Below are 13,786 nucleotides of genomic sequence, written 5' to 3'. Positions count from 1 at the left end.
AAGATTTGCGACTTCCGTTTCCGTTGGTAATCTGTTCCAAGATAACTTGGGAACACGGGCCAAACCAATCACATGAGCATGCTCAGCTATAGCACGACGCGGGATATCCTGCGGTTTGAAGGCAAGGACCAAGCTGCTTATTGGCGGCGCTTTGCCATGCTGCTGACCTTGTCGGTGATCATCGCCACAATGGGTATGCTGCGCAATTCCGGCGCAGTTGTAATCGCTGCAATGCTGGTTGCCCCCCTGATGACGCCGATCCTCGGAATCGCCGCAGCCATGGTCATGGGGTGGCTAAAGCGGGCGCTGTTTCTGGCCTTGACCGTCTGTACCGCAGCGTTCCTGAGCGTTCTGCTGGCATGGTTCCTGGTCTACGTCGCGGACGTACCTCGGGGCATATTGATCCCCGATCAGGTGCTGGCGCGCACTGACCCGGGCACCGAAGACCTGATCGTCGCGCTGGCCGCCGGCGTGGCGGCAGCATATGTGCAGATCAACAGGTCAGAGGCCAGCTTGCTGCCCGGTGCCGCGATTGGTGTGTCGCTTGTGCCACCGCTATCGGCTTCGGGTGTATTGTTGTATTTCGGCGAACCCGCTGACGCCTATGAAGCCGGGTTGCTGTTTGCGACGAACCTTGGGGCAATTATCCTGTCCGCCTGCGCTGTCTATATAGTCTATGCTGCGCGGTCGGTGATGTTTAGCAAGGGCAAACGCAAACTCAGCTTTACAGCCAGCGTTTTCGTTACCCTTGCGTTTCTGGCTGTCGTGGTCCTGCAATTGGGGAAATCCACGTACAACCGGTACCTTGAAACCAGAACCGAGGCTCGCGTCGCTCAGGCGATCCGCGATTGGGCTGACCCGGTTTCGGTCGAGATCATCCGCATCGACGTCAGCGCCAAGCGCAAACACGCAGACCTGTGGCTGATCGTCGACCTGCCCATCGAAGCAGCCTTCAAGGTGTCCTCGATCGCGGGGCTACTGCCTGACGGCCTACGAGAAACTCCGCTAGTGGACGTATTGGAGGATGAGCTGGGCCCTGGCTACCTGATTGTCGTAAGGTTCCAGAACAGAATTGGTGCGCAACTCATCCTGGGGACCGAGAATGTCCAGCAGGCCCCGGACGTGGACAAGCTGTCAGAAGAAAACTGATAAGCACCCACACAAACGTCAGGAAATTGCATTGCGGGATGGTCAAAGCGCATCAGCTTTGCCATAGCTGACGCAAATGCGATATCTGTGCCCGGGGGCGATCAAATGACCCAGATCATTCATACACTTTCTGACATTTCTGACCGATACAAAGCCCTGTTCGTGGACCTGTGGGGCTGCGTCCATAACGGCATCACCGCCTACCCCGAGGCAGTCGCGGCTTTGCAAGACTACCGCGCCAAGGGTGGAGTTGTTGTTTTGGTCACCAACTCCCCTAAACCCCGCGCGGGGGTGGCAGAGCAACTCGTGCAGTTCAACGTCCCCGAAGACGCCTATGACACAATTGCCAGCAGCGGCGATTCTGCCCGTTCAGCCATGTTCCAGGGCGCTGTCGGTGAGAAAGTTTACTTTATGGGGGAATGGGAGCGGGATGCAGGTTTTTTCGAGCCGCTGAAGCTTTTGCATCATCCCATCCAGATTGAGCGGGTTCCCCTAAGCGAAGCCCAAGGGATCGTCTGTTGCGGTCCATTCGACCCAATGGCGGACCCGTCCTTGAACCGCGCAGAATTTCTTTATGCCAAGCAAAAAGGCATGAAGCTGCTTTGCGCCAACCCAGACATCGTTGTTGATCGCGGTGAGGTACGAGAATGGTGCGCCGGCGCTTTGGCCAAGCTTTATACGGATATGGGGGGCGAAAGCCTGTATTTCGGCAAACCGCACCCGCCAATCTATGATCTGGCACGTCGCAGGTTACAAGAACTGGGTCACGACTTCCCTGATGGCGATCTTTTGGTGATCGGTGACGGGCCACATACTGACATTCTGGGCGGAATGGGCGAAGGGATTGATTCTCTGTTCATCTCGGGCGGGCTGGCCGCCGCTGAAACCAAAACGTCGCACCATCCCCACCATGAATCCCTAACCGATTATATTACAAGGGAAAACATCAATCCAACCTACACAATCGGCCGATTGCGCTGATCAGAAAGGGCTTGATTTTCTGCGCTTGCGAAGTAATAAAGTTGCCCAATATGGGCGACTTTAGTTTTTTTGTTGCCCAATCGAATCGAGTGAGGGCGACATGTTGGACAATCTTCCACGCGGCACGATCTGTATTGAAGACATCGAAATGGGCATGACCCGTCACCTGCGCAAAGTGGTGACAGACGAAGATATCGAGATGTTCGCGCAGGTTTCGACCGACCGGAACCCGGTGCATCTGGATGACGACTACGCCCGCGACACGATTTTCGAAGGGCGCATAGCTCACGGGATGTTGACTGCTGGGTTGATCTCGGCCGTGATTGGTGAGCAATTGCCCGGCCATGGCACCGTTTACATGGGGCAGTCGCTGAAGTTCCTTGCACCCGTCCGTCCCGGCGACATGGTTTATGCCGAAGTCAGAGTGATCGACATCGACTTTGCCAAACGTCGGGTAAAGCTAGATTGCCACTGCGCGGTTGACGGCAAAAAGGTGGTTGTTGGCGAAGCCATGGTTTTGGCACCGTCGCGCAAGTTCGACTGACCTCTCAACCTCTTGAACACCGGCTGTAGTCCCGTTAGGCAGTCGCTATGCGCATCATCCGGGATTTTCAGTTTGTCGAGCCTCAAGACCGTGGCGCCAGCGTAGCCATCGGCAATTTTGACGGCGTTCACATCGGTCACCAGTCGGTTATTGAACTGGCGCGGAACGCCGCGCCAGATGCATCGCTTGGCGTGATGACATTTGAACCGCATCCCCGCGAATACTTCGCCCCGGATTCTCCGCCCTTTCGCCTGATGCGAGGCAATGCACGTGCGCACCGGTTGCAGAAACTGGGCGTGAAGAAATTGTACGAACTCCCCTTCAACGCTGCGCTGGCCGGGCTAACGCCCGAGCAGTTCGCGCGCTCGGTGATTTGTGAGGGGCTTGGGCTATCGCATGTGGTTGTTGGGTCGGATTTCTGTTTCGGCAAGGGGCGAAGCGGGACGGCAGAAGATCTGGTGCGTTTTGGAAATGAGATGGGGTTTGGTGTGATAATCGCGCCGTTAATGGAGCGGTCCGAAAACATCGTGTCCTCGACCGCGATCCGCACCGCGTTGACCGAAGGCAGACCGCGTGATGCCGCCACGATGCTCGGCCACTGGCACCGGATTGAGGGCAAGGTGATCGGTGGCGAACAGCGCGGGCGTGAACTGGGCTATCCCACCGCCAACATGTCGATTGAGGGGCTGCATCCTCCGAAATTTGGGGTTTACGCCGTGCTGGTCGATGTTCTGGATGGCCCGCATCAGGGCAGCTATCACGGAGCGGCCTCGGTGGGCACGCGCCCGATGTTCAACGGCGAAGTCCCGAATATCGAGACATTCTTATTCGATTTCTCGGGCGATCTTTATGGTGCCACTCTCTCGGTTGGCTTGGTCGAATACCTGCGCCCCGAGATGACCTTTGACGGACTGGAAGGGCTGATCACCCAGATGGATACCGATTGCGACACGGCCCGCACGCTGCTGGCGGCGCTATGACCACCGACCCGATTGACCGCAATGGTCTGGCCACCCGGTTCTGGGAACGCAAACCGCTGACCAAGATGAACCAGCGCGAGTGGGAGGCGCTGTGTGATGGTTGCGGCAAGTGTTGCCTGAACAAGCTAGAGGATGAAGATACTGGCGAGGTCGCCCTGACCTGCGTTGCCTGCCGCCTGCTGGACGATGAGACCTGCCGCTGCACGCAATATGACATCCGCCACCAATTTGTGCCGGAATGCATCGTTATGAAGCCCGACAATATCGACAGCCATGCCTATTGGCTGCCCCAGACTTGTGCCTATCGGCTGCTGTGGGAGGGTAAGCCCCTTTACGACTGGCACCCTTTGATATCTGGTACGCCCGACAGCGTACATTCCGCCGGGATCTCGGTTCAGGGGCGCACGGTGTCCGAGTTCGAAACCCCCATGGAAGAGTGGGAAGATTATATCATCGAGGAGCCTAGCTGATGTATTTCGCCTCTGACAATTCCGGGCCGGTACACCCGCAGGTCATGGCCGCCTTGAACGCGGCCAACGAAGGCTATCAGATGGCGTATGGCGCCGACACGCTTATGAACGAGGTGCGCGATCGTATTCGCGGCATCTTTGAAGCTCCGGGGGCGGCGGTCTATCTGGTGGCAACCGGCACAGCAGCGAACTCGCTAGCACTGGCAACGCTTTCCAACCCTTGGGATACCGTATTCTGTTCTCCGGTTGCGCATATCCACGAAGATGAGTGCAACGCGCCCGAATTCTACTCTGGCGCAAAACTGACGCTTGTCCCGGGCAGCGACAAGATGGACCCCGATGCGTTGCGTGGCGCAATTCTGGCAGAGGAAACCCGCGGCGTACACGGCCCCCAACGTGGACCGGTGTCCATCACACAAGTGACCGAGCGCGGGTCGGTGTATTCGTTGGGTGAATTGCAGGCATTGTGCGGCGTGGCAAAAGAATACGGCCTGCCCGTGCACCTTGACGGCGCGCGCTTCACCAACGCTCTGGTCGCGCTGAACTGTTCCCCAGCTGAGATGACATGGAAATCAGGGGTGGATGTCGTCAGTTTTGGCGGCACCAAAAACGGCCTGATGGGCGTTGAAGCCGTTGTATTCTTTGACGAAACAAAGGCTTGGGAATTTGAACTACGGCGCAAACGCGGGGCGCACCTGTTTTCCAAGCACCGTTACCTATCGGCGCAAATGGCGGCTTACCTTCAGGACGATCTGTGGCTGACAATGGCGCGCCAGGCCAACGCCAACTGCGCACGGCTTGCGGACGGGCTGCGCGCGAAAGGGGCCTCGTTTCTGCACGAACCGCAAGCCAATATGATCTTCGCCGAGTTTTCGCGCGCGCGTCACAGGCAGTTGCACGATGCTGGCGCGGTCTATCACCTGTGGGGCGCGGACCTTGATGGAGCAGACGAGGAAGAACCCCTCGCCTGCAGGCTCGTTTGCGACTGGTCAATAAGTTCGGATGATATCGACCGCTTTCTCGCTTTGCTCTGAAAACTCTCAGAGCAAACGCCAGCTTATTCAGATGACCCGGTGGTTTTCCAGAAATTCTGCACAAGCTTTGCGGTAGCTGCGGGATGGGAAATCGGCAGCATGTGCCCGGCTCCTTCGACGACATCGTAAGACGCGTTGGGCAGACGGTTCTGTAACCCCTTACCGATCACTGGCATGACGGGGTTCGATTTTGTGCCACTCAGAATCAAAATGGGCACGGTTGCACGATCTAGAACACCAGGCTTCAAAAAGCCCTTTTGGTCGTCAAACACCGCCTCTTTCACGGCAGGCACAACGGGCACGCCCCGTATCATCGCAGCGCGGGTCTTTTCCTGCATTTCTGTCCATCGTGGGCTGACATCCGCGCTCCACATCCTGTTGAACAGACGAGCGGCCAACTGCATATCCCCAGCGGCCAAGGCATCGGCATAAGGCTGCGCCTCTTGATCGTGGCGTGCAAGAACGTCAGGCGCATCCTGCGCTGCCACGGCAAAGAAAACCGGTTCTATCAACACGGCACTGCGGACGCGGTCCGGGTATTCCAGGGCAAGCCGCAGCGCGACCATCGCACCGAAGGAATGGCCAATTACATCCATCGGCTCGGCCAACAGATCGGCAGAGATACCGGCCGTGAGATCAAAGAAATCCCCCTGCCCGTCCCAATCCGGGCTGTACCCATGCGAAAGCATGTCCGGAGCGGTCAAAGTGGCCTGGTCACCCAGCGCTGAAGCCAGACCGGCCCACACGCCAGAATGCGCGATTGTGCAATGAAGGGCGAGCACTTTGCGCGCGCCCTGTCCAAGTGTTCTGACGAAAACTGGGGACGTGCTTTCTGCGTCCTTCACCCCTTCATCTCCGACAGGTGCCGATCCAGATCGTCCAGTCGATCCTGACCCCAGAACCGTTGGCCGTCTTCAGTTATATAAAACGGGGCACCAAACACACCGCGGTCGACGGCTTCTTCCAGATTCGCGGAATAGGTCTCGGCCCCAACCAGCAGGCCGCTGTCGGCTAGCCCCGGATCAAACCCGGCTTGCGTCAGGCAATCGCGGATCACATCATCCTGCGCGATGTCTTTTTCCTCGGCCCAGCACGCGCGAACGAAGGAATGAACCAGCTTTCCAATATCCCCTGATCCATCCTTGATTGCAGCGATTACCGCATAGGACGATGGCGCGGCGTTGGTTGGCCAATGTGCGGGTTGCAGGTTGAAGTCCATACCCAGGTTTTTAGCCGTTCGTTGCAGATCCTGCGCCCGGTACTCGATGCGCGAGATATGCCGATCCTTTGGGGGTGTTCCCCCCGTGCGGCCGAAAAGGGCCATAATATCCAGCGGTTTGTAGTTGATTGTCGCGCCGTGTTTCGCCGCCACCTCTTCCAACCGGGTTCCAGCCAGATAGGTAAAGGGCGAGAGTGTCGCAAAATAGTAGTCAATGGTGGCCATGTTCACTTTCTCCGCTGCGTTATCTTTGCGAGACGGTAAGGCCATGATAAGCGGTGTCAACATCACGAATCTGTCACATTGCTATTGCTGCCCGGGGAAAAACAGCCGATGCCGACACTCAACGAACCCAAGCTGATTGCTGGGAACGCCAACCTTCCTCTTGCCGAAACCATCTCGCGACGCATGAGCCTGTATCGCGGCGTCGATCAGGGTTTGGTCGATGCGCGCGTCGAACGGTTCAACGACGGCGAGATTTTCGTCGAAGTTTTTGAAAACGTGCGGGGCGAGGACATGTTCATCGTCCAGCCAACCTCGAACCCGGCAAACGACAACTTGATGGAGCTGCTGATCATCGCCGACGCGCTGCGCCGTTCGTCCGCGCAACGGATCACCGCCGTGATCCCTTATTTCGGCTACGCTCGTCAAGACCGCCGCACCAAAGCCCGCACGCCGATTTCCGCCAAGCTGGTCGCCAATATGCTGACCGGTGCCGGGATCGAACGCGTTTTGACCATGGATCTGCACGCCGCGCAGATTCAGGGGTTCTTTGATATTCCGGTGGACAACCTTTATGCCTCGCCGATCTTTGCGCTGGACGTGAAAAACCAGTTCAAGGACAATCTGGACGAGATCATGGTGGTTTCACCCGACGTAGGCGGCGTTGCACGCGCGCGAGAACTGGCCAAGCGCATCAATGCACCCCTGTCGATCGTGGATAAACGCCGCGAGAAGGCTGGTGAAGTGGCCGAGATGACGGTGATCGGCGACGTAAAAGACAAGATCTGCCTGATCGTAGACGATATGTGCGACACGGCGGGAACGTTGTGTAAGGCGGCGCAGGTGCTGCTGGATAACGGCGCCAAAGAAGTTCATTCCTACATCACACACGGCGTCATGAGCGGCCCCGCAGTCGAGCGCGTTACCAATTCGGTGATGAAATCACTGGTGCTGACAGACACGATCCAGCCCACCAAAGAGGTCGCCAAGGCCAAGAACATCCGCATCGTGCCGACCGCGCCGATCTTTACACAGGCGATCCTGAACATCTGGAATGGCACAAGCGTGTCGTCCCTGTTCGAGGATAAGACCCTGACCCCGATCTACGAATCCATGTACCATATGGACTGATCTGAACGGGCGGCCCACCAGCCGCCCTTTTTCGTGACCACCAAGTCAGGAGCTTCCCGTGACAGCCCCCAAACGTATTGTTCTTTCCAGTGACCACGCCGCAATCGAACTGCGCCAAGCGGTAGGCGACCACATCTCCGCCCAAGGCTGGGAGGTCATGGATATCGGCCCGACCTCGCCGGAAAGCACCCACTATCCTCTGCATGGCAAGGCCGCCGCTCAGGCCGTTGCCTCGGGCGATTGTGCGCTTGGGATCATTTTGTGCGGCACCGGTCAAGGGATCATGATGGCCGCCAACAAGGTGCCCGGCATCCGCTGTGGTGTTTGTTCCGATGCGTTCTCGGCGCGGATGATCCGTCAGCACAATAACGCCAATATGCTGTCCATCGGCGCACGTGTCGTTGGCGAAGGTCAGGCGCTGGACATCGTGGACGCTTTTCTGAACGCCGAATTCGAAGGCGGCCGCCACGCTACCCGCGTGGACATGATCGAACACCAGGACGAGTAAATACGGCCAAAACTCTTGATCAGTGGCTTATGAGATATCCCAATCATCGTCATGGGCCACCTCACCAATCGCAGTCCATTTAACGCGAATTCGGGCGATGCGCGTGTCTGACCAAGTACGGAACACAGCATTGAATCCAGTGGCCGTGACATCTTCGGCCACGACTTCTGCACGCAACGGCGCGGATGTGTCTACATCCCAAAGCGAAATGTTGACCTGAACGACAGGTACAGAGCGGAACGGCTGGCTGAACGAAACAGCCGAGCGCCTTTCCCGCGCGCCCTCGCCTGTCCACATATCCCCGCCGTTCAAAAAGTCAGAAAACAAGACTGTTTCGCCTTGGTCGATACCAATCGGGTGTGTTTGAAAAACCTTCATTTATGTCTTCGATTTTTGTTCTTTACCAAATATTCCGACAGCTTATTCGGAGGCATTGTCAAAATCACGACAAAAAAACGGCCCCGCTTTTGCAGGGCCGTCTTACTATCCGGGTATGATATGAACCTTACAGGCTCATATGTGTCCCAAGTGCTTCCATGTCAGCCAGCAGCTTGGCTGCATCGTCAACGATCGACTGATCCTCACCGGCCTTGGCAGCCTCGTGCGAAGCACGGGCCTCGGCGATCAGGTCATCCAGGTGCGACCGAGTCACTTCCGCAACCGGAATGGCCTTTTCTGCCAGAACCGACATGCCATCGCCGTTGATCTGGGCAAACCCGCCAGTGACCAGGTATTCGCTGGCTCCGGCAGGTGCCTCAACCTTCAGCAGACCGGGGCGCAGCGTGGTGATGGTGGGGGCATGATCGGGCATCGCCGTCATGTCCCCGTCCGCGCCGGGTAGCTGGACCGCGGTGGCCTCAAGCGAAGCAAGGCTCCGTTCGGGGCTGACGAGGTCGAATTGCATCGTGTTTGCCATCAGGGATACTCCTTAGGCGGCTTCTGCGGCCATCTTTTCCGCTTTGGCGATCACTTCGTCGATGCCGCCGACCATCAGGAAGGCCGCTTCGGGCAGGTGATCGTATTCGCCAGCCACAACGGCTTTGAACGAAGAGATGGTGACATCCAGAGGGACCTGAACACCCGGCGAACCGGTGAAGACTTCGGCCACGTCGAACGGCTGCGACAGGAAGCGTTCAATCTTACGGGCACGGGCCACGGTCAGTTTGTCTTCTTCCGACAGTTCGTCCATGCCGAGGATGGCGATGATGTCCTGCAGCGACTTGTAGCGCTGGAGGATCTGCTGAACGTCGGTCGCAACCGCGTAGTGCTCTTCACCCACAATCGCGGGGTCCAGCAGACGCGAGGACGAGTCGAGCGGGTCAACAGCCGGGTAGATACCCTTTTCCGAGATCGCACGGTTAAGAACGGTTGTTGCGTCCAAGTGGGCAAACGAGGTTGCCGGCGCGGGGTCGGTAAGGTCGTCCGCAGGCACGTAGATCGCCTGCACCGAGGTGATCGAGCCCGACTTAGTCGAGGTGATGCGTTCCTGCAGGGCGCCCATGTCAGTGGCCAGTGTCGGCTGGTAGCCCACAGCCGAAGGAATACGACCCAGCAGAGCCGAAACCTCGGAACCCGCCTGCGTGAAGCGGAAGATGTTGTCGACGAAGAACAGAACGTCGGTACCGGACTGGTCGCGGAACTGCTCGGCCAGGGTCAGACCAGTCAGAGCAACACGCGCACGCGCTCCCGGAGGTTCGTTCATCTGACCGTAAACCAGGGCCACCTGCGATTCCGACAGGTTGTCGGGCTTGATGACGTTCGATTCGATCATCTCGTGGTACAGGTCGTTCCCTTCACGGGTCCGTTCACCGACACCCGCGAACACCGAGAAGCCCGAGTGCACTTTTGCGATGTTGTTGATCAGCTCCATGATCAGAACGGTTTTACCAACGCCGGCGCCGCCGAACAGGCCGATTTTACCGCCTTTGGCGTAGGGGGCCAGCAGGTCAACAACCTTGATGCCGGTCACCAGGATTTCCGACTCGGTCGACTGCTCCGCGAACTCAGGCGCGGGCTGGTGGATTGCGCGGGTTTCCGACGCAACAACGTCGCCTTTTTCGTCGATCGGCTCGCCGACCACGTTCAGGATGCGGCCCAGGGTGGCGTTGCCAACCGGAACCGAGATCGGTGCGCCGGTGTCGGTCACAACCTCGCCACGGACCAGACCTTCGGTCGCGTCCATCGCGATGGTGCGGACGGTGTTTTCACCCAGGTGCTGAGCAACTTCCAACACCAGGCGCTTGCCGTTGTTGGTGGTTTCCAGCGCGTTCAGAATTTCAGGCAGCTGATCTTCGAAGTGCACGTCGACGACGGCCCCGATGATCTGTGTGACTTTGCCTTTTGCATTCGCCATGTTTCGTCTCCGGTATGTCTCTACAGCGCTTCGGCGCCGGAAATAATTTCAATCAGCTCGTTGGTGATCACGGCCTGACGCGAGCGGTTGAACTGGATCGTCAGCTTGTCGATCATCTCACCCGCGTTGCGAGTCGCGTTGTCCATCGCGGACATCCGTGCACCCTGTTCAGATGCTCCGTTTTCGAGCAGAGCCGAGAAGATTGCGGTCGCAACCCCCTTGGGCAACAGGTCGGCCAGAATGGCTTCTTCGCTGGGCTCGTAATCGAAAATGGCACCGCTGTCGTCACCCGCTGCGTCGTCCTCAAACGAAGCAGGAATGATTTGCTGTGCCGTCGGGATCTGGGTCACGACGTTGACGAACTTCGAGTAGAAGATCGTGGCAACATCGAACTCAGCCCCGTCAAAGCGAGACAGAATGTCCTTCGCGATGTCCTGCGCGTTGGTGTACCCAATGCGCTTGACCTCGCTCAGGTCGACATGTCCAACGAACAGATCGCCCAAATCGCGCTTGAGCGCGTCGCGGCCTTTCTTGCCGACGGTCAGAACCTTGACCGTCTTGCCCTTGCCGCGCAGCTCTTCCGCCTTTTGGCGGGCCAGCTTGGCGATGTTCGAGTTGAAGCCGCCGCAAAGGCCGCGTTCAGCTGTCATCACAACCAGCAGATGCACATCATCACTGCCCGTACCACGGAGCAGCTTGGGGGCGCTGTCGCTGCCCCCGACCGAAGCTGCCAGCCCCGCCATCACGGCATTGAACCGCTCGGCATAGGGACGCGAGGCTTCGGCAGATTCCTGGGCGCGGCGCAGTTTTGCTGCCGCGACCATCTGCATGGCCTTGGTGATCTTGCGGGTCGATTTGACCGACTCGATCCTGTTTTTAAGGTCCTTCAGACTAGGCATCGGAACCCCCCGTTACGCGAAGGTCGCGGCGTATTCGTCGATCGCTGCCTTGATCTTGTCGGACGCGTCACCTTTGATCTTCGGATCTTCGTCGGTGATCCACTTCAGCAGGTCGGCGTGCTTGCCGCGCAGGTGCGCCAGCAGACCGGCCTCATAGCGGCCAACGTCCGAGACGTCGATCTTGTCGAGGTAACCGTTGGTGCCCGCAAAGATAACGCAAACGATTTCCGCGTTGGTCAGCGGCGAGTACTGCGGCTGTTTCATCAGCTCGGTCAGACGCGCACCACGGTTCAGCAGCTGCTGGGTCGCCGCGTCAAGGTCGGAACCAAATTGCGCAAACGCAGCCATTTCGCGGTACTGAGCCAGCTCCAGCTTAACCGGACCGGCAACCGACTTCATCGCGTCAGTCTGAGCCGACGAGCCCACACGCGAAACCGACAGACCGGTGTTCACAGCAGGACGGATGCCCTGATAGAACAGTTCGGTTTCCAGGAAGATCTGGCCATCGGTGATCGAGATCACGTTGGTCGGAATAAAGGCGGAAACGTCACCACCTTGCGTTTCGATCACCGGCAGAGCGGTCAGCGAGCCTGCACCGAAATCTTCGTTCAGCTTGGCCGAACGCTCCAGCAGGCGCGAGTGGAGGTAGAAAACGTCACCAGGATAAGCTTCACGTCCGGGCGGACGGCGCAGCAGCAGCGACATCTGACGATAAGACACAGCCTGTTTGGACAGGTCATCATAGATGATCAGCGCATGGCGGCCATTGTCACGGAAGAATTCAGCCATCGCGGTCGCGGCGTAAGGTGCCAGGAACTGCATCGGTGCCGGGTCAGACGCGGTCGCGGCCACAACGATCGAGTACTCAATCGCGCCGGACTCTTCCAGTTTCTTCACCAGCTGTGCAACGGTCGAACGCTTCTGACCAACAGCCACGTAGATGCAGTACAGTTTCTTCGACTCGTCGTCGCCTGCTGCGTCGTTATAGACTTTCTGGTTCAGGATGGTGTCCAGAGCCACGGCGGTCTTACCGGTCTGACGGTCACCAATGATCAGCTCACGCTGGCCACGGCCAATCGGGATCATCGCGTCAACCGATTTCAGGCCGGTTGCCATCGGCTCGTGCACCGATTTACGCGGGATGATGCCGGGGGCCTTGACGTCCGCAACACCACGCTTCGACGCGTTGATCGGGCCTTTACCGTCCAGCGGGTTGCCCAGACCGTCAACAACGCGGCCCAGCAGCTCGTCACCAATCGGAACGTCCACGATCGAGTTGGTGCGCTTAACAGTGTCACCTTCTTTGATGTCACGGTCAGAACCGAAGATAACGACACCGACGTTGTCGCTTTCCAGGTTCAGGGCCATGCCCATGATGCCACCGGGGAATTCGACCATCTCACCGGCTTGCACATTGTCCAGGCCGTATACGCGGGCGATACCGTCGCCGACGCTCAGCACGCGGCCGATTTCGGCTACTTCGGCTTCCTGACCAAAATTCTTGATCTGGTCCTTCAGAATTGCAGAAATCTCTGCAGCTTGGATTCCCATTTATCCGACCTCTTTCATTGCATTCTGTAGGGAGTTCAGCTTCGAACGGATCGAACTGTCGATCATCTTCGAGCCGACTTTAACGACAAGACCGCCGATGAGGCTTTCATCAACGGTCGCATTGATTGTCACGGTTTTGCCCACACGCTCGGACAGCGTTTTGGACAGTTTATCGATTTGCGTCTTAGTCAACGCCTTGGCCGAGGCGACATCGGCGGTCACTTCGCCGCGCTCTTCGGCCAGCATGTCGCGCAGAACCTGAATTAGTTGCGGTGCAACAAACAGGCGGCGTTTCTGCGCCATCAGACCCAGCGTATTACGCAGGATGGCATTCAGACCCATTTTATCGGCAATTGCAGTAATGGCGCCTTCCTGTTCGGCGCGCGAAACCAGAGGCGAGGCAATCAGGTCGCGCAGTTCGGCGCTGTCGCCCAAAGCTGCTGCCAAATCGTTGATTCCGGTTTCCAGACCTGCAAGGTCCTTGTTCTCTTTCGCGATCTCGAAAATCGCCGTGGCATAGCGTTCAGCTATGCCAGTGGAAATCGAAGCTGGTTCGGACACGTCCACCCTTCCGAATATTAGGCCCCGAAAAACCGCGCGCGCAGCCATCCCGGGGGCGTGAAGAAACCCCGCCCTTACGGCCGGGGATCAAAATCACCGGGGATGTAGCAGAGCCGAACCCAGCTAGCAATACGTTATAATCCCCTCCGCGTTATCCACAAAATACGCCATTTCAAGCACTTAC

Annotated in this window: 16 protein-coding genes; 8 read left to right on the top strand and 8 right to left on the bottom strand. The window is 57.9% G+C overall.

The features are described 5' to 3' along the window. The first annotated feature begins 72 nt into the window (after window positions 1–72). The 6 genes from GOV88_RS03870 (at window position 73) to GOV88_RS03845 (ending at window position 5,158) form a co-directional block, all read left to right on the top strand. Window positions 73–1,149: a DUF389 domain-containing protein gene (locus tag GOV88_RS03870; protein WP_171239595.1), complete on the top strand. Its 1,077-nt coding sequence runs from the start codon at window positions 73–75 to the stop codon at window positions 1,147–1,149. Window positions 1,150–1,254: 105 nt separating this feature from the next. After that, window positions 1,255–2,130 (top strand): HAD family hydrolase, encoded by an 876-nt coding sequence (locus GOV88_RS03865; RefSeq protein ID WP_171239594.1) that lies wholly within the window; start codon window positions 1,255–1,257, stop codon window positions 2,128–2,130. A 100-nt stretch (window positions 2,131–2,230) separates the two neighbouring features. Next, window positions 2,231–2,674, top strand: a complete 444-nt coding sequence (locus GOV88_RS03860; RefSeq protein ID WP_171239593.1) for a MaoC family dehydratase — start codon at window positions 2,231–2,233, stop codon at window positions 2,672–2,674. 47 nt (window positions 2,675–2,721) lie between these two features. Next, window positions 2,722–3,654 (top strand): bifunctional riboflavin kinase/FAD synthetase, encoded by a 933-nt coding sequence (locus tag GOV88_RS03855; RefSeq protein WP_171239592.1) that lies wholly within the window; start codon window positions 2,722–2,724, stop codon window positions 3,652–3,654. Then, window positions 3,651–4,124: a YcgN family cysteine cluster protein gene (locus GOV88_RS03850; RefSeq protein WP_171120221.1), complete on the top strand. Its 474-nt coding sequence runs from the start codon at window positions 3,651–3,653 to the stop codon at window positions 4,122–4,124. The genes GOV88_RS03855 and GOV88_RS03850 overlap by 4 nt, the downstream gene beginning before the upstream one ends. Next, on the top strand, window positions 4,124–5,158 hold the full coding sequence (locus GOV88_RS03845) for a low specificity L-threonine aldolase (RefSeq protein WP_171120219.1): 1,035 nt from the start codon (window positions 4,124–4,126) through the stop codon (window positions 5,156–5,158). Before GOV88_RS03850 ends, GOV88_RS03845 begins: the two co-directional genes overlap by 1 nt. A gap of 23 nt (window positions 5,159–5,181) precedes the next feature. Here the strand turns inward: GOV88_RS03845 and GOV88_RS03840 are convergent, their stop codons facing one another. Together GOV88_RS03840 and GOV88_RS03835 are read right to left on the bottom strand one after the other, a co-directional pair. Continuing rightward, the gene (locus tag GOV88_RS03840) at window positions 5,182–6,003 is read right to left on the bottom strand and encodes an alpha/beta fold hydrolase (RefSeq protein WP_171239591.1); all 822 of its coding nucleotides are present in this window, start codon (window positions 6,001–6,003) and stop codon (window positions 5,182–5,184) included. Continuing rightward, window positions 6,000–6,602 (bottom strand): 2-hydroxychromene-2-carboxylate isomerase, encoded by a 603-nt coding sequence (locus tag GOV88_RS03835; RefSeq protein WP_171212195.1) that lies wholly within the window; start codon window positions 6,600–6,602, stop codon window positions 6,000–6,002. Before GOV88_RS03835 ends, GOV88_RS03840 begins: the two co-directional genes overlap by 4 nt. A gap of 108 nt (window positions 6,603–6,710) precedes the next feature. On the opposite strand from GOV88_RS03835, the gene GOV88_RS03830 reads away from it, so the two are divergent. Both GOV88_RS03830 and rpiB read left to right on the top strand, forming a co-directional pair. After that, window positions 6,711–7,730: a ribose-phosphate pyrophosphokinase gene (locus tag GOV88_RS03830; RefSeq protein WP_171120214.1), complete on the top strand. Its 1,020-nt coding sequence runs from the start codon at window positions 6,711–6,713 to the stop codon at window positions 7,728–7,730. Between the two features lie 58 nt (window positions 7,731–7,788). Further along, window positions 7,789–8,238: a ribose 5-phosphate isomerase B gene (gene rpiB / locus GOV88_RS03825; RefSeq protein ID WP_171239590.1), complete on the top strand. Its 450-nt coding sequence runs from the start codon at window positions 7,789–7,791 to the stop codon at window positions 8,236–8,238. A gap of 27 nt (window positions 8,239–8,265) precedes the next feature. On the opposite strand, the gene GOV88_RS03820 is transcribed toward rpiB, so the two are convergent. The 6 genes from GOV88_RS03820 to GOV88_RS03795 form a co-directional block, all read right to left on the bottom strand. Continuing rightward, window positions 8,266–8,616, bottom strand: a complete 351-nt coding sequence (locus GOV88_RS03820) for an H-type lectin domain-containing protein (RefSeq protein ID WP_171239589.1) — start codon at window positions 8,614–8,616, stop codon at window positions 8,266–8,268. Between the two features lie 127 nt (window positions 8,617–8,743). Beyond that, window positions 8,744–9,154 (bottom strand): F0F1 ATP synthase subunit epsilon, encoded by a 411-nt coding sequence (locus GOV88_RS03815; protein WP_171239588.1) that lies wholly within the window; start codon window positions 9,152–9,154, stop codon window positions 8,744–8,746. Window positions 9,155–9,166: 12 nt separating this feature from the next. Further along, the gene (gene atpD / locus GOV88_RS03810) at window positions 9,167–10,591 is read right to left on the bottom strand and encodes a F0F1 ATP synthase subunit beta (protein ID WP_171120206.1); all 1,425 of its coding nucleotides are present in this window, start codon (window positions 10,589–10,591) and stop codon (window positions 9,167–9,169) included. A gap of 20 nt (window positions 10,592–10,611) precedes the next feature. Beyond that, a complete protein-coding gene (locus tag GOV88_RS03805; protein ID WP_171120204.1) occupies window positions 10,612–11,490 on the bottom strand; it encodes a F0F1 ATP synthase subunit gamma in 879 nt (292 codons plus the stop codon). A gap of 12 nt (window positions 11,491–11,502) precedes the next feature. Beyond that, window positions 11,503–13,041 (bottom strand): F0F1 ATP synthase subunit alpha, encoded by a 1,539-nt coding sequence (gene atpA, locus GOV88_RS03800; RefSeq protein ID WP_171120202.1) that lies wholly within the window; start codon window positions 13,039–13,041, stop codon window positions 11,503–11,505. Further along, window positions 13,042–13,602 carry a F0F1 ATP synthase subunit delta gene (locus GOV88_RS03795; protein WP_171239587.1) on the bottom strand — a complete coding sequence of 187 codons (561 nt, stop codon included), beginning with the start codon at window positions 13,600–13,602 and terminating at the stop codon, window positions 13,042–13,044. Window positions 13,603–13,786 lie beyond the last annotated feature (184 nt).

The organism is Ruegeria sp. HKCCA5491, from assembly GCF_013034565.1.
GTDB lineage: Bacteria > Pseudomonadota > Alphaproteobacteria > Rhodobacterales > Rhodobacteraceae > Ruegeria.
This window is presented reverse-complemented; position numbering and strand designations above follow the sequence as displayed.

What these genes read in the sequence shown, in the direction of transcription:
- GOV88_RS03870 (WP_171239595.1), top strand. Translation starts at nt 73, where the DNA reads ATGAGCATGCTCAGCTATAGCACGACGCGGGATATCCTGCGGTTTGAA.
- GOV88_RS03865 (WP_171239594.1), top strand. Translation starts at nt 1,255, where the DNA reads ATGACCCAGATCATTCATACACTTTCTGACATTTCTGACCGATACAAA.
- GOV88_RS03860 (WP_171239593.1), top strand. Translation starts at nt 2,231, where the DNA reads ATGTTGGACAATCTTCCACGCGGCACGATCTGTATTGAAGACATCGAA.
- GOV88_RS03855 (WP_171239592.1), top strand. Translation starts at nt 2,722, where the DNA reads ATGCGCATCATCCGGGATTTTCAGTTTGTCGAGCCTCAAGACCGTGGC.
- GOV88_RS03850 (WP_171120221.1), top strand. Translation starts at nt 3,651, where the DNA reads ATGACCACCGACCCGATTGACCGCAATGGTCTGGCCACCCGGTTCTGG.
- GOV88_RS03845 (WP_171120219.1), top strand. Translation starts at nt 4,124, where the DNA reads ATGTATTTCGCCTCTGACAATTCCGGGCCGGTACACCCGCAGGTCATG.
- GOV88_RS03835 (WP_171212195.1), bottom strand. Translation starts at nt 6,602, where the DNA reads ATGGCCACCATTGACTACTATTTTGCGACACTCTCGCCCTTTACCTAT.
- GOV88_RS03830 (WP_171120214.1), top strand. Translation starts at nt 6,711, where the DNA reads ATGCCGACACTCAACGAACCCAAGCTGATTGCTGGGAACGCCAACCTT.
- GOV88_RS03820 (WP_171239589.1), bottom strand. Translation starts at nt 8,616, where the DNA reads ATGAAGGTTTTTCAAACACACCCGATTGGTATCGACCAAGGCGAAACA.
- GOV88_RS03815 (WP_171239588.1), bottom strand. Translation starts at nt 9,154, where the DNA reads ATGGCAAACACGATGCAATTCGACCTCGTCAGCCCCGAACGGAGCCTT.
- atpD (WP_171120206.1), bottom strand. Translation starts at nt 10,591, where the DNA reads ATGGCGAATGCAAAAGGCAAAGTCACACAGATCATCGGGGCCGTCGTC.
- GOV88_RS03805 (WP_171120204.1), bottom strand. Translation starts at nt 11,490, where the DNA reads ATGCCTAGTCTGAAGGACCTTAAAAACAGGATCGAGTCGGTCAAATCG.
- atpA (WP_171120202.1), bottom strand. Translation starts at nt 13,041, where the DNA reads ATGGGAATCCAAGCTGCAGAGATTTCTGCAATTCTGAAGGACCAGATC.